The sequence below is a fragment of the Lentzea albidocapillata genome (assembly GCF_000719115.1).
Lineage (GTDB): Bacteria > Actinomycetota > Actinomycetes > Mycobacteriales > Pseudonocardiaceae > Lentzea > Lentzea albidocapillata.
The window spans coordinates 32,401-51,636 of record NZ_JOEA01000002.1 but is presented as its reverse complement, the minus strand read 5'-3'; the positions used below and the strand labels follow the sequence as shown (position 1 = coordinate 51,636).

Sequence of the window (19,236 nt, the reverse complement as noted above, 5' to 3'; positions counted from 1 at the left end):
TCGGTCTCGCCGGAGGGGCGCCCGCCGCCTCTCCACACGAAGAGGGGAACGGCAACACAATGAAGAAGATCGCATCCGTGCTCGCCGCCGTGGGGGTGGCCGGGGTCTCGCTCGTCGCGGCCGAAGGTGCCGCGAGCGCGGCCTGCCGTGCCGACTACGCCTGTATGTACTCCGCGTCGAACTACACGGGTCTCAAGCGCGAGGACTTCAGCAGCAGGACGAACTGGGGCCAGATCACCTACAACGGCTCGAGCGTCGCGCTGTACCGCGGCGACGGCTCGCAGCTCAACGTCAGCTCCATGCAGAACAGGGACCCGAACTCGTACATCGCCGTGTACTACAACTCGGGGCATGCGGGCCCGTGCTTCCGGATCCGCCCGAACGGCAGCGTGCCCAACTTCCAGACCATCCGGCTGTCCATCGGCGGCGATGCCAACGACCGGATGAACTCGCACAAGTTCAACCCGACCAACTGCACGGGCACCATCTACGGCTGATCAGCAGCGGCGGCCCCGTCACCGGCGGGGCCGCCGCATCGCCCAGGGGGAACTGTGAAACGAGTACACGCGATCTGGCTGATCACCGCCGCCGTGGTCGCGGCGGCCGGCACGATCACGCTGGTCGACCGGAACCAGGTCGCCGCCGCGCCGCCGGCGGTCGGCGAAGTGCGGCCAGTGCACTCCGCCAGGGACATCGCCCTGCCGCTCGACCACTACCAGCACTCGCCGGCCGACCTGACCACGATCGACCGCGCCACCGCCGTGCTGGCCAGGCAGTGCCTGAACGACTTCGGCCAGAGCTGGGCGCCGCCCGACCCGCCACCGGTGCCCGCGAGCACCGGTTCCTCCCGGTACGGCCTCGTCGACCACGACCAGGTGTCCAAGTCGGGCTACCACCCGGCGGAAAGCGCACCACCGCAGCCGGAAGACCGGCCAGAGGCCACGCCGGAAGCGATGATGATCTACACCGGCAAGGGCACGACGTCCATCGGCGGCAAACGCATCCCCGAGGGCGGCTGCCTGGGCCAGGCGCGCCGCGAGCTGGAACGAGGGGTGCCCGCGGCGATCCCGGCCGAAGAACTCATCCGCCTCGACCAGGAGATGTTCGAGCAGGCGCAACGAGACGACCGAGTGCGGCAGGCGATGGCGAACTGGCGGAAGTGCATGGCCGACTCCGGCTACAACTACACCGACGTGTGGGCGGCCAACAACGACATCCGCTGGGATTCGGAAACGCCGCTGCAGGTAGAGATCGACACCGCCAAGACCGACGTGACCTGCCGTCAGCGCACCAAGCTCGTCGACACCTGGCTCGCGGTCGAGACCGCGTACCAGCGCCGGGCCATCACGGAGCGAGCGGCGCAGTTCGACGCGCTCGACCGCGGGATGCAGGTCCGCCGCGACAACGCGGCCAAAGTGCTCGCGACCGGATGAGCGAGAAGGCATTAACGAAGATCCCCGTCCGCGAATTCCGCGGGCGGGGTTGCGGGACCATCGGTTGGTGACGCCAGCTCGAGGCGCGCGACGGCGTCACGTTGGTGTCGTGGCTTCCCTCCTCGTCAACGACCGTCGAGCAGTTCGGTGAATCGGTCGCCCAGTCGAGTGCGGAGCCTGCGGAGCTCGTGGCGGATGGGGGTGGCCGTAGCCGTGGTCACCGCCGCCATCACCGGCCGTGCCAGCTCCACGGCTGCGTCGAGGTCGCCGCGGCATGCCTGGCTGTCGGCCAGGCGCAGGGTCAGCATGAGCCTGCTGCCGTGCATCCTGGCGGGTACGTTCGCCAGCGATGTCTCCGCGTACGTCACCGCGCGGTCGGCGATCACCGACCGCCCGGTGACCTCTGCCAGGTCGCGCAGGCCGCCGGCCAGGTGCGAGGCGATGTAGGCCGCGCCCGCTGTGCCGGTCAGCCACGGCGCCTCGACGTGGTCGCGGCCGTCCAGTTTGCCGGCGGCTCGTTGTGCGGACCCCGACAGCCTGGTGAACTCCCGATGGTCGCCGAGAACGGCGTGCGCACGAGCCTGGTTCAGCTGGGCCTGCACGCCCGTCCATCGGCGGTTGCGGTCCACCGCGGCTGCGGCGCGGCTGTAGTCGAGCGCGGTCGCCGCGTCGCCTTCGATCATGGCGAGCACGCCCATGTCGCTCAGCGCCTCACAGGCCGTCCCGGCGCCGCCGGACGCCAGCGCCCACTCGACGCTGCGGTGCAGCCACGACATGGCGATTCCGTGTTGCCCTCGCTTCACCCGGAGCCATCCGGCCAGGTCGGCATACCTGGCGGCGAGTTGCAGCAGGCCGTCCGCCTGGACGCCCCGCGCCATCGGAACCAGGGTCATGAGTGTGTGCAACGCCCGTTCGACAGGAACAGCGAGGTCACCGGCGACCTCGCTGACGTCGGCGTCGATGTAGGTCGTCAGCAGCGCGGCGAATCCGTGCAGCGTCTCGCTGCCCACGGCGAGCCCGTCCACACCAGGCACCTCCGCGAGGCGGCCGGGCACCAACGCCTCGCAACCGTCGATGCCATGCGAAGGGCAGGTGACTCCGAACGCCGGCAACCGCACGTACCGGGTGAGCGGGAGCCGCGGCTGGTCAACACCACGCGGTGCTCGCGGCAGGGGGATGGAGCCTTCCCCGGTGGACGGGCCGGAGCACAGCCGGGAGCGGATCTTCGTCGCCACGGCGAACAGGGTGCCGCCCGCTGCCAGCAGGTCGTCGGCCTTGGCGGCGAACGCGATCCGCGGTAACCGGGCGCCTCTCTCGATCTTGGAGACGTAGGTGTGGTGATAGTCGAGGGACGCGGCCAACTGGATCTGGGTGAGACCCGCCCGCTCACGCAGGCGGCGCAGTTCCTGCCCGAACTCGTTTCGGCCTGGTTTCTCGTGCGTCATCGCCCGCCACCCCCCGTGCCTTGTCCGGGCGCCGACGCGGAAGGCGATTGTGGTCGCGTCCGCCGCCGTGAACGCTACGGCGGCTCTGGTGGCGTTGTCAGCAGGTTGGGCGGCGGATTGGAATTCGACAACATTCTTCGAATCGAATTTCGACCATTCCTCGATTCTTTCGATCGCATGAACGCCGTCGCCCCGCTCGTGAGCCCGTCCGCTTGACACTATTTGACAGCAGCGTCCGGCACGCGTCTCCGCGCCTCTTGCCGCTCCTACAGTGATCTTCGCCCCGCGGCGTGCTGTGAGGAGACGGAAGCGATGAAGAACGCCAGTTCGGTCCGACGCTTCACCAGGTCAGCTGCGATCTGGCCACTGTTGGCCGCTGCCCTGGCCGGTGCTGCTCCGCCGGCCAGGGCTGCCGACATGCCACCGAACCCGCTGCAGAAGCCGGGCTGGGTTCTCGACCGGCACGACGAGTTCAACGGCGGCCTCGACCGCAACCTGTGGATCACCAACTACCTCGAGTCCCGCACACCGGAGTGGCGGTCGCGGGCGCGGTACGGATTCCGCAACAACGCGCTCGTACTGCGGATCGACGACGACCAGCCGACCTACTACGCCAACGGTGACCGGATGAAGGTCTCCAGCATCCAGACAGGACAACGGACCGGACTGCACAAGTCCTCTCCGCAGGACCACACGATCCCGACGATCTGGAAGTACGCGCCCAAGTACGGCTACTTCGAGATCAGGGGGAGGACCTCCGCGCGAAGCGGGCTGCACGCCGCGTTCTGGACGGTGGGCAAACAGGACACGCCGGCCCAGAGCGCCGAGATCGACGTCATGGAACACCCAGGACGAACTCCCCGGAACTTCAACTTCAACTTGTTCAAGTGGTCGGATCCGAACATCCCGCAGGTGACCCAGTCGGTCCCGGTGGGATTCGATCTCGCGGGCGGGATGCACATCTACGCCCTCGAGTGGACCCCCACCCAGATCAAGCTGTACGTCGACAATCGGCTGACGAGGACGGTCAACGCCTCGCCGACCTACGCGTCGGGGTTCCTGCTGGGCATCTACGAGAACGCGGGGTGGACAGGATCCGTGGATCCCAACGACCCCAGGCCGAAGGAGTTCGTCGTGGACTACTTCCGCGCCTACCGCAGGTAGACAACTTCCGCTTCATCGCACCGGCGAACGCGCCGAACGGACGGCTGAAGGGCAAGACGATGTACGCGTTCTGCCGTCAACGGTGCGCGGCGATCGGCCCCGGCGACAAGCAGATCCTCACGCAGGTGCGGAATGCCGAGCGACCAGGGCGTGTCCTGTCGATCTGACTGTCTGGGTAAAACCAGGTGTGGCCGGTCGCCGCGACAGTGTGAGATGCGGGACATGACGACCGTTCTGAACGAGCCCGGAGTCGATGGGCTGACCGGGGTCGTGGATGCCCTCCGCGTATGGCAGGACGACCGCACGCCGCTGCAACTCCATCCGGGAGACCTCGGTTGGGCCTGGGCGCTGGGCGCGGAGAGGCTGGCCGCGGCCGTCCGCACCTGGAGCGTGGACGGACGGATCATTGCCGTCGGATACCTGGACGACCCTGATGTGCTGCGCCTGACGACCGCGCCGGATCTGCGACAGGACGGTGATCTGGCGCGCCAGCTGCTGGCGGACCTCGATGATCCGGAGCGCGGGGTCCTGCCGCCCGGGAAGGTCGGCCTCGAAATCCCCAACGGCGCCCTGCTCCGCGAGGTCCTCCTGGAGGCGGGCTGGAGTCTGGACGAGCCGTGGACGCCGCTGCGCCGCGACCTCGCCGAGCCGGTGAAGGCCTCCGGCCTGCGGATCGAGGTAGCCGGTCCGGAGACGGCGGGGGTGCGGACCGCAGTGCATCGCTCGGCGTTCGGCAGCCCGGCGTTCACCGAGGAGATCTGGCACGTCCTCGCGGCCGGGCCGGTCTATGCCGACGCCCGCTGCCTGATCGGTTACGACGACCAGGACAACGCGGTGGCCGCGGCGACGGTCTGGTCGGCCGGGCCCGGCAAGCCCGGCCTGCTGGAGCCGGTGGGCGTGCACGCCGACCATCGCGGCCGCGGCTACGGGACGGCGATCAGCGTCGCCGCTGCGGCGGCGCTGCGTGAACTGGGTGCATCAAGCGCACTCGTCAGTACCCCGACCTCGAACGCTGCCGCCGTCGCCGCCTACAGGGCAGCCGGATACGTGCCGTCGTCCGAACGGCTGGACGTCAGCCGAGCCGCCTGAGAATGATCAGGCGGCGGTATCGGACAGACCGCGCCGTTGACCCTGGCTGGGCGCAGGTCCGCTCGCACGCGGGACTCGGTGGGCCGCGCCGCCTGGCCGACGGCGCGGCACCACCACAGGGCGGCTCAGGCCCAGCGCTGCAGCAGCCGGTCGTACTCGGCCTGGGTGACCGGCAGGACGGTGCCGTGGCGTGGGCGGCCGGGCATGGTGTAGCCGGAGAGGGGCGTCCACTGCCGGGTGTTGAGGTCGGTGGTCGTGAACGGGACGTATCCCCGGCCGCCGTACTCGTCGATGAACATGTACCAGCGCTCTTCGGTGTTCGACTTGAAGACCAGCGGTCCCTCGCCCTGCCTGATCGCGTTGTTGCCGATGCAGTCGGTGACGAACGAGTAGTCGCGGTTGAGGATCGTCGCCGACTTCTCCGCCAGGACGAACTTGCCGCATGGAGACTGTGACGTCCCCCGCTCGTCCTTCGTGAAGCGGTAGTAGGTGCCGTTGTGCTTGGCGAGGGTCGAGTCGATCGTCGAGTACCCCTTGTCGACCCAGACCTGTGCGGCGCTGAAGGTCCGGAAGTCGGGCGTTGTCGCGTACATCATCCGGTTGTAGGTGTTACCGGTGTGGTTCGGATCGTTGGGGGAGTAGAGCTTCGAGGCCCAGAACACGACGAACTGACCGAGGGTTTCGTCGTAGTACGCCTCAGGGGCCCATGTGTTGCCGGCGGTGTCCGGTGAGACCCGTGCCAGTCGCGGCACGCTCCAGTTCACCAGGTCGGTCGACTCCCAGACCACAAGGGACTTGCTGCCGGTCCGCTGCACCTGGTCCCAGTTGCCGTTGCCGTACATCCGCAGGTCGGTGGCGATCTGGTAGAACTTGCCGCCCTGCGGTGAGCGGATGATGAACGGGTCGCGCACGCCGCGGGTTCCGATGGCCGAGGTCAGCACCGGTCGTCCGCTGTTGAGCTGCCGCCATCGCGTCGGGTCGTTTCCCTGGCTGAGTGCGAAGTAGACCTGTTCACCGGTGGAGGACCCCTCGCCGGTGAAGTAGCTGAACAGGTAGCCGGCGTACTTCGGTGCCGGCGCCGCACCGACCCGGACGAGCTGCCACTGCTGGTTGACGGCACCGGTGTCGGTGTACTGGGAAAGCCTCGCTCCGTCCGCAGTGGACTGGTCCCGCACGTCGAGTGCCTTGCCACTGTTGCGGTTGATGAGCTTCACGTATCCGCTGTCGGTGTCGGTGACCCGGAACTGCTGGTTGGTGCCACCGTTGTCGGTCCACTGGACGACGTTCGCGCCGTTCGCGGTGGACGCCGAGGCGACGTCCACCACCTTGCCGCTGTGGCGGGCGCGGAGCTTGTGGTGGCCGCTGCCGGCGTCGACGAACTGGAACTGCTGGCCGGCCACGTCGGCGCGGGTTCGCTGCTCGACGACGGCACCGTCGGCGCTCGACTGGCCTGCGATGGCGACGGCCTTGCCGCTGTGTCGCGACACGATCTGGTAGTAGGCCGCCGGGTCGATCACCGCAGCCTGTGCCGGCAGTCCCACGGCGCCGCTCGCGATCAGCGCACCGACGAGGACGAGTGCGGTGCGGCGTCTGTGCCGACGTCGCGGTGAGGCGTTTTCGTGCAAAGACTGCGTCATCGGGCCCGTCCAATGTGGGTTGCGATGGGTTGTCGGCGCCATGCCGGGGCACCACCCGAGCGGTGCCCCGGCAGGTCTCGTGTCAGCGTGTCACCCCAACTGGGCTTCCCACCTGGTCCTGGGCCCGGCCGCGTCGGCCGGGAGGCGGTCCCGTGCGGCGGTGTCGCCGTACATGGTCCAGCGGGCCCAGTCGACGACGGTCCTGGGAAAGCGCTGGTCGCTCCAGAAGCTGGTGTGGCTGCCGCCGACGAAGGTGAGGAACGCCTTGGGCCACCTCATCTCCGTGTACGCCTGCCGCGCCGAGGAGTACCCGGTGGTCGAGTCCCGGTCGCCGTGGACGAACAGGACCTTCGCGGAGACCGAGGCGGCGGGGTTGCCCATGTCCACACAGGACTGCGGGTTGGCCGAGATGATCCGGCTGTCTGCCCAGCGGGTCAGCAGGCCGTGGGTGACCATGCCGCCGAGGGAGTGGCCGGAGACGCCGACGCCGATACCGGTGTTGATGCGCCCCGCCAGCGGACCGCTCGCGTTGAGCGCGAGGGTGTTGGTGAGGACCTGCGAGACGTCCTTGGAGGTGTTGCCGTTGTTGACGTCGTTGAAGTTGTGGTTGAAGTGCGGGGCGGGGACGACGAAGCCCGCCGAGGCCAGTGCCCGGATGATGAACAGGGAGTTCTGCGGGCTGCTGCCGAAGCCGTGGGTGAAGTTGTAGACGGGGAAGACACCGGTGGCGGCAGGGGCGTTCGTCACCGGGTTGCCGCCGGCGGTGCCGGTGGCCGGGTAGTAGACGTAGGTGGTGATCCGGCGGCTGCCGCGCGTCCAGCTGTACTGGCGCACACCGACGGCGAACGGCGTGGTCGGCGCGGTTCCCAGAGACCAGGCGGGGGCGGCACTGGCCAGGCCGGTACCGAGCAGGGTCGCGCTACCCACGGTCGCGGCGGCGACCGAGCTCAGCCTCAGGAAAGAACGTCGTTGCATCGACACGATGACTCCTTGCAGGGGTGGTGAGGTGTGCGGAGCTGGCGGCGAGGGACTTGGGTGGCCGTCCAACAGGTGAGTCGGACGCGCCTGGTTCAGCGCAGGTAGCCGGTCAGCGGCAGGTTCAGCTCCCGGACGCCCTGCACGACGAGATTCGCCATCTCCGCGCCGCCGCGCTCGGAGAAGTGGGTGTTGTCGCCGGTTTCCTTGGTGAGGTACAGCGCCTGGGATGCCGACGGCCCCATCGACTCGACGAGGGCCTTGCTCTTGGCGGTCAGGTCGATGACCGGCACGTTGGCGCTGCGGCCGAGCGCCCGCATCACGGCAGGCAGGTCCACGCCCCTGCCGTTGATGTGCAACGCGGTCCCGGTGAGCTTGCTGCCGCTGAACTGCCTGCGCACCGGTGGTGTCACCAGCACCGGAACGCCGCCGCGCTCGCGCACACCGTTGACCAACCGGGTGAGGTTGTCGCGGAAGGCCGTCGCGGTGGTCTGCTTGTCGTTGTGACCGAACTGGATGAACACCAGGTCCTTGCTCTTGATCAGCGGCTTCATCGTCGGGAACAGCGCGCGGTTGGACAGGAAGCTGCCGGAGCTCTCCCCGGAGTCGCCGTAGTTCGCGATCACGGCACCTTCGCGAACCCTCGCCGGCAGGAACTGGCCCCAGCCGGCGTAGGGCACGTAGAACTGGTCGCAGGTTGTCGAGTCACCGGCGAGGTAGACCGCGAGGGGAGCCTGAGCCGGAGTGACGGTCAGCGAGCCGATCGCGGGTGCGCTGCCGCTGAACGTGATCTGCAGGCCCGGGGTGCCGGTGCCGCCCTGGCCGGTGGGCTGGCCTTCGGGGCTGCGGACGTTGACCGTGGTCTTGGTGCGGACGACCTGGCCCGCGGTGGTGGAAACGGCGTTCAGGACCTGCCTGCGTGCCTCCACCGACATGGAGGTGTTGGCGGCCTTGGTGGTGCTGCCCAGTTCCACGGTGACGTCGTAGTTGCCCGGTGCGACGTTGAAACTGCACTTGATCGGCGCGGTGCCGGAACACTGTGGCGGTACCGCCACGGTTCCCGCCACGGCGGGGACAGGGGCCAGCACGGCCACGTTCAGCGCGGCCGTGAGGAGCGCGAGACGCTTGAGGGACATCGACTCTCCAGTCACACGTTGAGGAAGCCGTCCATGGCAGGGGTGGGACGGCGGTTGCTGGTCCAGGCGGTCATGTCGTAGCCGGTGAACGGCGGGTAGCGGGCTGGTTCCCAGAAGAGGTGCGCACGCTGATCGCGGTGATGGCGTAGCTCTTGAGAATGGTGAACAGGTCCTGTCGCTGCCCGGACTTGTTGAGCCAGTAGTAGCCGTTGGCTTCCATGGTTTCTCATGATCGTTTGATCCAGATCTGACCGGAGCCGCCGTTGCAGGTGTTGACGATGACCGGCGCGTTGTCGGCGGTGCCGCCGGTGTCGAGGCACCCTGCGGACGCCGCGTTCGTCACCGTGCCGTTGGTGCCGACCGTCCACTTCTGACCGGAGCCGCCGTTGCACGAGTTGATCGTCACCCGAGCGCCCTGCCCGGAAGCGTCCATGCACTTCGAGTTGCCGTAGATCCACAGCTCGCCCGCTGCCGTCCGGGTCCAGTGCTGGTTGGCCGCGCCGTTGCAGGTCCAGATGATCAGCCCGGTGCCGTTGGTCCGGACCCGGCCCGGTACGTCGACGCACTTGCCGGAGGCGGAGCCCGCCAGGCTGAAGGTGGTGCCGGGGTCGTTCGGCAGGAGCGGACAGCTGTTGCGGTACGACCTGATACCGGTCCAGTCCTGCAGCGGGCACAGGAACTGCGTGTAGCGCGTGTCCTGGTCGATGAAGATCTTCATCCAGGGGATGACCTTGCGCGTCACCACGGAGTTGCTCGAGGTCGGGAAGCCGTGCCCGGCGCCGGTGAGCTCGAGGTACGCCTTCTCGGTCGAGGCCGGGATGTTGTTGTGGAGGGTGATGATGCTCGCCGGGGTGCTCGTCCCGTCGTTCTGCCCTGCCAGCAGCATGGTGGGAACCTGCATGCCCGTCGTGGTCTGCGAAGGGCTGTACGGGGCCAGGCCGATGGCTGCCTTCAGCGTCGGCCGGCGCAGGGCAGCCGAGATGGTTCCGCCACCGCCCATCGAGTGGCCCATCACCGCGAGGCGGTGGGGATCGACCCTGGTGCGCACCGAGCTGCGCTGGGTCAGGTAGTCCAGCGCCGCCAGCAGCTGGGTACCCCGTGCGACGTCGAAGTCGTTGCGGTTGATGGTGTCGATGCCGATGACGACGAAACCGAACGAGGCCAGCCAATGTCCCATCCAGGCGCCTTCGGCGGCCCAGGTGGCGGTGTAGCCGGGCGAGACCGCGATGGCGCCGAACGTGCCCTGGCTGGTGTCGGTGGGATAGTAGATCTTCGCTGCACCAAAGCCGTTCCCACTGCCCACGCTCGTCTCCGCGGTGGCGAAGGTGCCGCGGTTCGCCGAGATGCTCGCCTGGGTGGGATTCGGCCCGCGCTGGTGAGGATTGTCGGCGGCAGACGCCGATCCCACGGCCACAGTGGACGCGAGGAGGCCGAGAGCGACCGCGCACGCGATCACTGCTCCTCGCAGCGGCCCGCTGACGTGGCCACTTCCTCGCTGGACGGATGGCTCCGGTGAGGACAGCTGGATTTGGGACATGCTGAAGTACCTCTTCTTCGACAGGGCGGTGAAGAGAAGTCGGAACGGGGCCGATGTGGGATCTGTGCGACGAGCTGTGAACGTGCACGGTCCCCGTGGAATGCACGATTAGCTCTGATAGAACCGTATGTATGTGATCATTTCAAGGCCGTCGCAATGGAATCCTGTGAACGTGCACAGTCTCGACGAAATTCGACGGCGCATTCGACCACACCGGTTGAATCAGGCGGATTCACGGACGACGAGCTCGGTCGGCAGGATCACCGTGGCCGGCCCTTCGCCGTCGATCTGGGCGAGCAGCTGGCGCACCATCATCTCGCTGATGCGATTCCACGGCTGCCGGATGGTGGTCAGCGGGGGACGGGCAGCGGTTGCGACCGGTGAGTCGTCGAAGCCGCCGACAGCGATGTCATCGGGCACGCGCAGGCCCGCCCGCTCGATCGCCGCCAGCGCGCCGTCGGCCATCAGGTCCGACGCCACGAAGACCGCGTCGATGTCCGGTGCACTGGTCAGCAGTTGCTCCATGCAGGCCTCACCGCTGGCCCGGCTGTAGTCTCCGACGGCCACCAGCCGCTTGTCGTGGGCGATGCCGTGCTCGGCGAGCATTTCGCGGTAGCCGTCGAGCCGTTCCAGTCCTCCTGGCGTGTCCCGAGGGCCGGCGATGGTCGCGACGCGCTTGCGGCCGGACTCGAGCAGGTAGCGCACCATGGCCCTGGCGCCCTCACGGTCGTTGGCCGCCACGTAGGACACCGCGTCACGCTCACCGAGCGGCTTGCCGCAGCACACGAACGGCAGGTTGGCCTGCCGGAGGTGGCCGATCATCGGGTTGCCGCGGTGCGAGGAGACCAGCAGCACGCCGTCGACGTGGTGCGCCGACAGGAACGGGGCGATGCGGCGGCGTTCGGCCTCGGTGCCCGCGGTGATCAGGATGAGCGGCAGGTCGTGCTCTGCCAGTGCGGTGGTGCAGCCGCGCAGCAGAGTGGTGAAGTTGGGGTCCTCGAAGAACCGCTCCTGTGGCTCTGACAGGAGGAACGCCACCGAACCCGCGCGCTGGGTCACCAGACTGCGGGCCGCCCGGTTCACCACGTAACCCAGCTTGCGGATCGCGGCGTGGACCGCCTCCTGCGAGGCCGGACTGACGTTGTGCCCGCCCTGCAGAACTCGGGAGACGGTGCCACGCGACACGCCGGCGTGCGCGGCGACGTCGAGAATCGTCGGCGGCCGCTTCATTCGTCGTTGTGGCGCGGTGTCCGTCATCTGTCCTCATCCGCTGTGACCGGTGGTCACGACTTTACGGCCCCTGTCAGCGGGTCGACGCGCCAGCAGCGCTGCAACCCAGGGAACAACGCGATCAGGGGAATGATGGACAGCAATGAGGTCTGTCAGGCGATCCGGTGCAGGTCGCTGGAACAGATGGTGCCGTGCAGCGGCTCCCCTCCGGCGAAGCGCGCGAGCTCGGCCACGGTGAACTCGCCCAGGCGCCGCAGTTCGCGTCCCTGTGAACCGGCCAGGTGCGGGGTGACGAGCACGTTCGGCAGCCGCAGAAGCGGGTGATCGGGCGGCAGCGGGTTGGGATCGGTCACGTCGAGCACGGCGTCGATGCGCCCGGTCGCGCAGTGGTGGGTGAGGGCGACGGTGTCCACCAGGGATCCGCGGGCGGTGTTGATGAGCGTCGCGCCGTCCTGGAGCAGGGCGAGTCGCCGGGCGTCGAGCAGGTGGCGGGTCTCCGGCAGTGCCGGCGCGTGCACGGAGACCAGTTCGCTGCGGCGGCACAGCTCGTCCGTGCCGACCAGTTCCGCGCCGAGTGCGCGGGCTTCCCGGGCGGTGACGAAGGGATCGGCGAGGAGCAGCCGGACGTTGTGCGGACGCAGCCGATCCAGCACGAGCCGACCTGTCCGGGAGGCGCCGATGATCCCGATCGTGCGGTCGAAAAGCCCGGTGCCGGCACCGGAACGCCAATCACCCGCCGTGCGGTCGTGTGCGTACCAGTTGGCTCGGGCGAACACTCGTTTCGCCGCGAAGACGATGGCGGCCACCGTGTATTCGGCTACCGGCACGGCGTTCGCCTGTGCGGCCGACGAGACCGTGACGCCGTGAGCGAAGACCGCGGGGTCGACATGTCCTTTGACAGAACCGGCCGAGTGGATCACGGCGCGCAGCCGCGGCGCGGTGGCGAGCACGGCGCTGTCGATGCGCGGGCAGCCCCAGCCGGTCACCAGCACGTCCGCCTCGCGCAGCACGGACACGGCTTCCTCCGTTCCGAAGGACGTGAGGGCTGGACCCGGTTCCAGTCGCACCAGGGTTCGCAGCTGTTCCAGCAGGTCCGCGGGGAACAGGTCCGGCAGCGCCCATGGCTGCATGGCGAGCACCGCTACGGGACGTTCCGGCACGGATGGATCCCCCTCCGTGAGGCATGGCTGAGTTAAAACGTTTTACCATGGCGCGGGCCCTAGTTGTCAAAGGGTACGGCATCCATGGTTGACCTGAGGATGTAACCGTTTTATCTTCGTGGTCGCTGGGTTTCGGTCGAGGGCGATCGTCACGACGGGGGGCACCGAAGGTGAGTGCGGTCGAGACCAGACGGCCATCCCGCGAAGTGCGCCGGCAGGCGTCACACGCCCAGGAACGGGGACACCGCAGGCGGATCCGCCGGGACCGGGTGCTGCTGGCCGTGATGGCGCCAGGCGTCCTCTACTTCCTGGTCTTCCACTACGGCGCGCTGTTCGGGAACGTGCTGGCCTTCGTCGACTACGTGCCGTTCCTGGGTCTCGCGGACAGCGCGTGGGCCGGACTGGTCAACTTCGAGCAGATGCTCGGCGATCCGCGGTTCTGGAACGCGGTCGCGAACACGATCGTCATCGCCGGCCTCCAACTGGTGTTCTTCTTCCCGGCTCCGCTCGCCCTGGCGTTGCTGCTGCACAGCCTGGTCGGCACGACCGTCAAACGGTTCGTGCAGAGCGTGGTCTACCTGCCGCACTTCCTGTCGTGGGTGATCGTCGTGGCGCTGTTCCAGCACATGCTCGGCGGTGCCGGAGTGGTCAACGGCTGGATGGGCGAGTTCGGTCTCGGGGCGATCCAGGTCATCGGCAACCCGGACGCGTACAAGCCGCTGGTGGTCGCGCAGCTGATCTGGAAGGAATGCGGCTGGGCCACGATCATCTTCCTGGCCGCGCTGTCCCAAGTGGACGATCAGCAGTACGAGGCGGCGGCACTGGACGGCGCCGGCTGGTGGCGCAGGCTCTGGCACGTGACGCTGCCGGGCATCCGCCCGGTGATCGTGCTGCTGCTGATACTCCGGCTGGGCGAGTTCCTCGAGGTCGGCTTCGAGCAGTTCTTCCTGCAACGGCAGGCGGTCGGGCCGGAGGCGGGCGAGGTGCTGGACACCTTCGTGTACTTCACCGGCTTCGCCAACGGCGAGTTCGGCTACGCGGCCGCCGCCGGGCTGTTCAAGGGGCTCATCGGCGTCGCGCTGGTGTACACGGCGAACAGGGTCGCGCATCGGCTCGGTGAACAGGGGGTGTACCGGCGTTGAGGGCGACATATCCGGCGTGGCAGGGCAAACCAGGGCCGGGGCTGCGGCTCGCGAAGGCGGTGGCGCTCATCGTCATCGTGCTGCTCGTGTTGTTCCCGTTGTGGACCGTCGTGGCGACGAGCCTCGCCTCACCGCAGGACGTGATCGCCAACGGTGGCTGGGTGGTGTGGCCGGAGCGGTTCACGCTCGGCGCGTACACGGAGATACTGGACGGCGGAGTCGTGACGTGGGCGCTGCTGGTCAGTGGCGGCGTCACGGTGATCGGCACGGCGCTCAGCCTGGTCTGCACGGTGGGCCTCGCGTACGCGCTGTCACGGCCCCACGTCTACGGTGGCCGGCCGATGTTGCTGCTGATCCTGTTCACGTTCCTGTTCCCGCCGGGGATGATCCCGCTGTTCCTGGTGGTGCGCACCACCGGCCTGTTCGACTCCTACGCCGCGCTGGTCCTGCCGTTCCTGATCAACGTCTTCAACCTGATCGTGCTGCGGGGCTTCTTCCAGTCCATCCCGGCCGAACTGCTGGAGGCCGCCCGCATCGACGGCGCCGGCGAACTGACCATGCTGTGGCGGATCGTGTTGCCGTTGTCCAAGGCGGTGCTGGCGGTGGTGAGCCTGTTCTACGCGGTCGCCTACTGGAACCGCTTCTTCGAAGCCATCATCTACTTCAACGACCAGACGAAGTGGCCGATCGGCACGGTGCTGCGCCAGTACGTCACCGGGGGAGCCGACCTCAGCGGTGACTCGACGGTCACCTCCGCTCCGCAGTCGACCCAGATGGCGGTGGTGGTCCTGGCCGTCGCGCCCATCGTGTGCATCTACCCGTTGCTCCAACGCTATTTCGTCAAAGGCGTGCTCACCGGCGCCGTCAAGGCCTGATCCACCCTTCAACGAGGAAGGAGCCACGCATGTCTTCTCACCTCCGCCGACGGTCGTTGCTGAAGTTCGCCGGCGCCGGTGCGCTCGCCACCGTGGCCGGACCCGCGCTCGCCGGCTGCGGCAGCGGATCCACCGGCAACGTCGGCAACGCCGGCAAGAATGTGGTGCCGTGGCCCACATACGTGCCGTTCTCCGGCCCGGCGCCCGATGCGCCCGGCGACAAGTCGGGCGTGCAACCGCTGTACCTGAACTACCCGCAGAATCTGGTCCGGTCGGTGCCGGAAGCACCGGGTGACGGTTCGGACGTGACCGCGGTGGTCGTCACCTACGGCGCTCCGCCCAAACCGTTGGAGAGCAACCAGTTCTGGCAGGCGATCAACAAGGCGCTGAACGTCAACCTGAAGGTCGTGGTCGTCCCGGACGCCGAGTACGGCCAGAAGATGGCCACGCTGATGGCCTCCGGCGACGACCTGCCCGACATCATCATGTTCAGCAACCTCCAGCTGCCCCGCTCCCACGAGTTCGTCCAGAGCCGGTGCGCCGACCTGTCCGACCTGGTCGGCGGGGACGTGGTCAAGGAGTACCCCAGTCTGGCCAACATCCCCACGTACGCCTGGGAGGGCATGGGCCGCGTCGGCGGCCGGATCTACGGCGTGCCGCTGGAGCGTCCGAAGCCGGGCAACAGCCTCTACGTCAACCGCACGGCGTTCCAGCAGGCCGGTGTAGCGCGGGAGTGGCGCACGGAGGAGTTCGTCGCCGCGATGACCGGGCAGTCGGGCGGCGGGCGGTGGGGGATCGGCGGCTCCAAGAGCCTTTTCGGCGGCTTCGGCTCGATCGCCTACCACGCCGGCTCGCCCGGTGCGCCGAACGCCTGGGAACTGCGCGACGGCCAGTTCGTCAGCACCCTCACCACGCCCCAGTTCGAGGAGGCGATCGGCATGATGCGCCGGCTCGCCGAGAAGGGCGCCTACCGGCCGGACAGTCTCACGCTCAGCGCGACCGATCTGAAGACCTTCTGGTACAACGGTTCCGTCCTGTCGATCACCGACGGTTTCGGCGCGGTGGCGAGGGAGACGATGGACGGCATCAACCGCCGGTTCGAGTTCGACCTCGCCCGCCCGTACGGGCCGAACGCGACCCCCTGGCAGGGCACCGGCATCTTCGGCTACGTCACGTTCAAGAAGGCCAGTGCCGACCGGATCAAGCTGCTGCTGCGCGTCTCCAACTACCTCAGCGCCCCGTTCGGCACCTCCGAGTACGAGCTGGTCAACTACGGCGTGGAGGGCACGCACTTCACCAAGGACTCCGGCGGAATCAAGACCACCGACTTGTTCAAGGTGGAGAACAACGTCAACCTGCCGATCAAGTACCTCGGGGTCGCGCCGGCCGTGCTGCACCTGCCCGGCTACCCGGAGGCGGCCAAGGCCGTCCACGAGTGGGAGAAGGCGGTGCTGCCGGGGAGCGTGGCCGATCCGGAGGCGGGGCTGCGGTCCGCGACCCGCACCAGCAAGGGTGCCGAGCTGACCCGGACCGTCGGCGACGCGATCGGGGCCATCGTGTTCGGCCGCAAGCCGGTGTCCGCCTGGAAGGACGCGGTCACCCAGTGGCGGCAGGCCGGCGGCGACAAGGTGGCCGAGGAACTGGCCAAGGAGCACGCCGCCGCCAAGTAACGCCTGAGCCCTCGGGGTTGTTGGCGGCTGTGCCGGAACGCCCCACCCGTTCCCGTCACCAGGAGTGCCCATGATGCTCGTGCACCGGCGCGGTGCGGGCCGGCGAGCCCTGTCGCTCGTCGCCGTGCTCATCGTCGCCCTGTCCATGATCGCGGCGGGCCACGACCGCGCGGACGCCGCGCCCGGCCCGTCGTTCACCAATCCCGTCGTGCCCGCGCCCAACAGCGCCGACCCGACGTTGGTGCAGTACAACGGCCAGTACTACTACGTCGCCACCACGTGGACGTCCAACATCCTGATGCGCCGGTCGTCCACCATCGCCGGCCTGCGCAGCGCCTCGGAGAGGCGGATCTTCACCGCCACCCAGAACACGGGCTGCTGCACGATGTGGGCTCCCCACCTGGAGCAGATCAACAACCGCTGGTACATCTACTACTCGGTGGCACCGCGGCCCGGATACGGATCGCGCCGCACGCACGTGCTGGAGAGTGCCGCGAACGACCCGATGGGGGGCGTGCTCAACCTGATGCCGAACAACGGCTGGGCGATCGACGGCGCGGTGCTCAAGCTCAACGGTGCCCTGTACTTCCACTACTCGGCGTTCCACGCCGACAAGCTCCAGTCGATCTACATCGCACCGATGAGCAGTCCGACCTCCGTGTCTGCCTACGGCACCCGCATCTCGGCGCCGACGCTCGCGTGGGAGCGGCAGGGCCAGCCGGTCAACGAGGGATCGTTCGCCCTGCAGCGCAACGGCCGTACGTTCCTCACCTACTCCGCCAGCTACTGCGGCACTGCGGACTACAAGCTGGGTATGCTGGAGTACCGCGGCGGCAACCCGCTCGTGGCGTCGTCCTGGACGAAGTTCCCGACCCCGATCTTCCAGCGCAGCAACGCCAACGGCGTCTACGGTCCCGGCCACCACTCGTTCTTCACCTCACCCGACGGCACCGAGATCTGGATCGCCTACCACGCCAACTCCTCGGCGTCCCAGGGCTGCGGCACGACCCGGACCACGCGCGTGCAGAAGATCTCCTGGAACGCCGACGGCACCCCGAACCTCGGCGTCCCGGTTCCCACTTCCAAGGTCCTCGCCCCTCCCTCAGGCGAGACCGGCGGCTGAGTCCGCGACAAAGCACCTGCCCACACCCATCCCTGCACCCGATTGGTCAATCAGATGCCATCGACACGTACCCGCAGCCGCTCAGCACCTCACACCCGTTCCCTGCGCCGCACTCTGGTCAGCGTTCTCAGCACGTTGGCTCTACTGCCGGTGGTCGCACTGACCGGCGCATCACCGGCCAGCGCGGACACATCCCAGTTCCGAGGCGTGAACTGGGCCGTGCGTGGCGACAACTTCGTCACAGGTCCGCTCGTCCTCGACGGGCTGAACCAGTCGGACAGCTACTCGACCGTCCGGGCCAAGGCGGACGCCGTCTACAACGGGTTCAAGAACCAACTCGGCGTCAACACCGTCCGGTTGCCGGTCAACACCCACACCGTCGGTACGTCGTGGTGGAACGCCTACCGCGGCACGATCGACGCCGCGACCGCCAAAGGCTTCAAGGTCATCCTCGCCTACTGGGAGGACGGAGCCGCGTCCGGCGGCCGGATCACCAACATGAACGCCTTCAACTCGATGTGGAACACCGTCACCGCCCAGTACGGCTCCAACAGCCTGGTCTACTTCGAGCCGATGAACGAGCCCCACGGCTACAGCGCCTCCCAATGGATCGACCTCGCCGTCTCGTGGATCAACGCTCGCGCGTCGATCCCGAAGGGCCGGATCCTGGTGGGTGGCACGGGTTACAGCCAGGACGTCAGGCCGGTCTGTGCCGACACACGTCTCGACGGAACGCTCCTGTCCTATCACCACTACGCCTTCTTCTACGGCGAGATGGACTACAACGGCTGGGTCCAGAGTTTCCGGCAGCGACTGGGTAACTGCGCCTCGCGTTCGGTCCTGACCGAGTTCGGCGCTCCGATGGACACCGGCCTGAACTACAACAACGCGAACAGCTCCAACAACTTCGTCCGGTACCTCCGCGCGGACACCGACTCCCTGCGGGCACTCAAGATGGGCGCGGTCTACTGGCCCGCGCTCGGCGGCAAGATCACCGCCGGACAGAACTACGACTGGTATTCCATGTTCGCGCTCCACGGCAGCGGCACCAACCTGAGCGTGAGCATCCGCAGCGCCACTGGCGCTGACCGGCTCAGGCACGGCTGGGGCGCTGACGGCCCGCAGCCGGGGCAGCGTTACGAGGCGGAGTCCGCTCCCGCGGTGTGTGACGGCACGATTGATACGAATCACGCGGGCTATTCGGGCAGCGGGTTCTGCAACGGCAACAACGCCGTCGGGGCGGCAGCGCAGTTCACGGTGACCCCGGCGGAGGCGGGTACGGCGACGGTGAGCGTCCGGTTCGCCAACGGCTCGGATACGCGACCGGCGAACGTGATCGTCAACGGGACCACAGTGGCCACCGTGTCGTTCGAGTCCACCGGCTCATGGTCGGCATGGTCGGCCAAGTCCGTGCCGGTGTCGCTCAACGCCGGCAGCAACACCATCCGGATCGCCCCGACCACGGCAGCCGGACTACCCAACATCGACTACATCGAGGTCGGAGCTGCCGCTGCCTGACATCCCCTGCCGGTACCGCTATCAGGTCACGAACGCCGGCTCGGTGAGCGCGAGGTGGTCTTCCCCGTCCCGGACGACAGATCGTTCGCAAGGCACGAGGCC

At 68.0% G+C, this 19,236-nt stretch carries 17 protein-coding genes; 9 read left to right on the top strand and 8 right to left on the bottom strand.

Going from position 1 to position 19,236, the window contains the following annotated elements; translation table 11 throughout:
• Nucleotides 1-59: 59 nt before the first annotated feature.
• Both IG04_RS0102385 and IG04_RS0102380 read left to right on the top strand, forming a co-directional pair.
• A complete protein-coding gene (locus IG04_RS0102385) occupies nucleotides 60-497 on the top strand; it encodes a peptidase inhibitor family I36 protein (protein WP_030474834.1) in 438 nt (145 codons plus the stop codon).
• Between the two features lie 54 nt (nucleotides 498-551).
• Complete coding sequence (locus IG04_RS0102380; protein ID WP_030474833.1) at nucleotides 552-1,433, top strand: hypothetical protein; 882 nt, start codon at nucleotides 552-554, stop codon at nucleotides 1,431-1,433.
• A 125-nt stretch (nucleotides 1,434-1,558) separates the two neighbouring features.
• Here the strand turns inward: IG04_RS0102380 and IG04_RS43665 are convergent, their stop codons facing one another.
• Complete coding sequence (locus tag IG04_RS43665; protein ID WP_051768715.1) at nucleotides 1,559-2,878, bottom strand: helix-turn-helix domain-containing protein; 1,320 nt, start codon at nucleotides 2,876-2,878, stop codon at nucleotides 1,559-1,561.
• 312 nt (nucleotides 2,879-3,190) lie between these two features.
• On the opposite strand from IG04_RS43665, the gene IG04_RS0102370 reads away from it, so the two are divergent.
• Together IG04_RS0102370 and IG04_RS0102360 are read left to right on the top strand one after the other, a co-directional pair.
• Complete coding sequence (locus tag IG04_RS0102370; RefSeq protein ID WP_030474831.1) at nucleotides 3,191-4,042, top strand: glycoside hydrolase family 16 protein; 852 nt, start codon at nucleotides 3,191-3,193, stop codon at nucleotides 4,040-4,042.
• Nucleotides 4,043-4,264: 222 nt separating this feature from the next.
• Nucleotides 4,265-5,131 (top strand): GNAT family N-acetyltransferase, encoded by an 867-nt coding sequence (locus IG04_RS0102360; RefSeq protein WP_051768815.1) that lies wholly within the window; start codon nucleotides 4,265-4,267, stop codon nucleotides 5,129-5,131.
• 125 nt (nucleotides 5,132-5,256) lie between these two features.
• Here IG04_RS0102360 and IG04_RS44885 read toward each other — a convergent pair whose 3' ends face one another.
• From IG04_RS44885 to IG04_RS0102325, 7 genes are all read right to left on the bottom strand, one after another.
• Nucleotides 5,257-6,768, bottom strand: coding sequence for an RICIN domain-containing protein (locus tag IG04_RS44885; RefSeq protein ID WP_084400764.1), 1,512 nt, complete (start codon nucleotides 6,766-6,768; stop codon nucleotides 5,257-5,259).
• Nucleotides 6,769-6,858: 90 nt separating this feature from the next.
• Nucleotides 6,859-7,743 carry an alpha/beta hydrolase family protein gene (locus IG04_RS0102350; protein WP_245815834.1) on the bottom strand — a complete coding sequence of 295 codons (885 nt, stop codon included), beginning with the start codon at nucleotides 7,741-7,743 and terminating at the stop codon, nucleotides 6,859-6,861.
• A 95-nt stretch (nucleotides 7,744-7,838) separates the two neighbouring features.
• Nucleotides 7,839-8,879, bottom strand: a complete 1,041-nt coding sequence (locus tag IG04_RS0102345) for a rhamnogalacturonan acetylesterase (RefSeq protein ID WP_030474827.1) — start codon at nucleotides 8,877-8,879, stop codon at nucleotides 7,839-7,841.
• A gap of 70 nt (nucleotides 8,880-8,949) precedes the next feature.
• Nucleotides 8,950-9,099 (bottom strand): hypothetical protein, encoded by a 150-nt coding sequence (locus IG04_RS46200; protein WP_157512850.1) that lies wholly within the window; start codon nucleotides 9,097-9,099, stop codon nucleotides 8,950-8,952.
• Nucleotides 9,100-9,105: 6 nt separating this feature from the next.
• Nucleotides 9,106-10,416: a poly(ethylene terephthalate) hydrolase family protein gene (locus IG04_RS0102335; protein WP_084400763.1), complete on the bottom strand. Its 1,311-nt coding sequence runs from the start codon at nucleotides 10,414-10,416 to the stop codon at nucleotides 9,106-9,108.
• 222 nt (nucleotides 10,417-10,638) lie between these two features.
• Nucleotides 10,639-11,673 carry a LacI family DNA-binding transcriptional regulator gene (locus tag IG04_RS0102330; RefSeq protein WP_030474825.1) on the bottom strand — a complete coding sequence of 345 codons (1,035 nt, stop codon included), beginning with the start codon at nucleotides 11,671-11,673 and terminating at the stop codon, nucleotides 10,639-10,641.
• 125 nt (nucleotides 11,674-11,798) lie between these two features.
• Nucleotides 11,799-12,806, bottom strand: coding sequence for a hydroxyacid dehydrogenase (locus IG04_RS0102325; RefSeq protein WP_211257648.1), 1,008 nt, complete (start codon nucleotides 12,804-12,806; stop codon nucleotides 11,799-11,801).
• A 170-nt stretch (nucleotides 12,807-12,976) separates the two neighbouring features.
• On the opposite strand from IG04_RS0102325, the gene IG04_RS0102320 reads away from it, so the two are divergent.
• The 5 genes from IG04_RS0102320 to IG04_RS0102300 all read left to right on the top strand — a co-directional run bounded on the left by IG04_RS0102320 (nucleotide 12,977) and on the right by IG04_RS0102300 (nucleotide 19,134).
• Complete coding sequence (locus IG04_RS0102320) at nucleotides 12,977-13,948, top strand: ABC transporter permease (protein WP_211257647.1); 972 nt, start codon at nucleotides 12,977-12,979, stop codon at nucleotides 13,946-13,948.
• Nucleotides 13,945-14,823, top strand: coding sequence for a carbohydrate ABC transporter permease (locus tag IG04_RS0102315; protein WP_030474822.1), 879 nt, complete (start codon nucleotides 13,945-13,947; stop codon nucleotides 14,821-14,823). The genes IG04_RS0102320 and IG04_RS0102315 overlap by 4 nt, the downstream gene beginning before the upstream one ends.
• A gap of 29 nt (nucleotides 14,824-14,852) precedes the next feature.
• Nucleotides 14,853-16,493 carry an extracellular solute-binding protein gene (locus IG04_RS0102310; RefSeq protein ID WP_030474821.1) on the top strand — a complete coding sequence of 547 codons (1,641 nt, stop codon included), beginning with the start codon at nucleotides 14,853-14,855 and terminating at the stop codon, nucleotides 16,491-16,493.
• A gap of 70 nt (nucleotides 16,494-16,563) precedes the next feature.
• Nucleotides 16,564-17,616, top strand: a complete 1,053-nt coding sequence (locus IG04_RS0102305; RefSeq protein WP_051768711.1) for a glycoside hydrolase family 43 protein — start codon at nucleotides 16,564-16,566, stop codon at nucleotides 17,614-17,616.
• A 207-nt stretch (nucleotides 17,617-17,823) separates the two neighbouring features.
• Nucleotides 17,824-19,134: a cellulase family glycosylhydrolase gene (locus IG04_RS0102300; RefSeq protein WP_245815833.1), complete on the top strand. Its 1,311-nt coding sequence runs from the start codon at nucleotides 17,824-17,826 to the stop codon at nucleotides 19,132-19,134.
• The last annotated feature ends 102 nt before the right edge of the window (nucleotides 19,135-19,236 follow it).

Excerpts from the sequence above, each read along its gene's own strand:
- IG04_RS0102385 (WP_030474834.1), top strand. The coding sequence starts at position 60 with ATGAAGAAGATCGCATCCGTGCTCGCCGCCGTGGGGGTGGCCGGGGTC.
- IG04_RS43665 (WP_051768715.1), bottom strand. The coding sequence starts at position 2,878 with ATGACGCACGAGAAACCAGGCCGAAACGAGTTCGGGCAGGAACTGCGC.
- IG04_RS0102370 (WP_030474831.1), top strand. The coding sequence starts at position 3,191 with ATGAAGAACGCCAGTTCGGTCCGACGCTTCACCAGGTCAGCTGCGATC.
- IG04_RS0102360 (WP_051768815.1), top strand. The coding sequence starts at position 4,265 with ATGACGACCGTTCTGAACGAGCCCGGAGTCGATGGGCTGACCGGGGTC.
- IG04_RS44885 (WP_084400764.1), bottom strand. The coding sequence starts at position 6,768 with ATGACGCAGTCTTTGCACGAAAACGCCTCACCGCGACGTCGGCACAGA.
- IG04_RS0102350 (WP_245815834.1), bottom strand. The coding sequence starts at position 7,743 with ATGCAACGACGTTCTTTCCTGAGGCTGAGCTCGGTCGCCGCCGCGACC.
- IG04_RS0102345 (WP_030474827.1), bottom strand. The coding sequence starts at position 8,879 with ATGTCCCTCAAGCGTCTCGCGCTCCTCACGGCCGCGCTGAACGTGGCC.
- IG04_RS46200 (WP_157512850.1), bottom strand. The coding sequence starts at position 9,099 with ATGGAAGCCAACGGCTACTACTGGCTCAACAAGTCCGGGCAGCGACAG.
- IG04_RS0102335 (WP_084400763.1), bottom strand. The coding sequence starts at position 10,416 with ATGTCCCAAATCCAGCTGTCCTCACCGGAGCCATCCGTCCAGCGAGGA.
- IG04_RS0102330 (WP_030474825.1), bottom strand. The coding sequence starts at position 11,673 with ATGACGGACACCGCGCCACAACGACGAATGAAGCGGCCGCCGACGATT.
- IG04_RS0102310 (WP_030474821.1), top strand. The coding sequence starts at position 14,853 with ATGTCTTCTCACCTCCGCCGACGGTCGTTGCTGAAGTTCGCCGGCGCC.
- IG04_RS0102305 (WP_051768711.1), top strand. The coding sequence starts at position 16,564 with ATGATGCTCGTGCACCGGCGCGGTGCGGGCCGGCGAGCCCTGTCGCTC.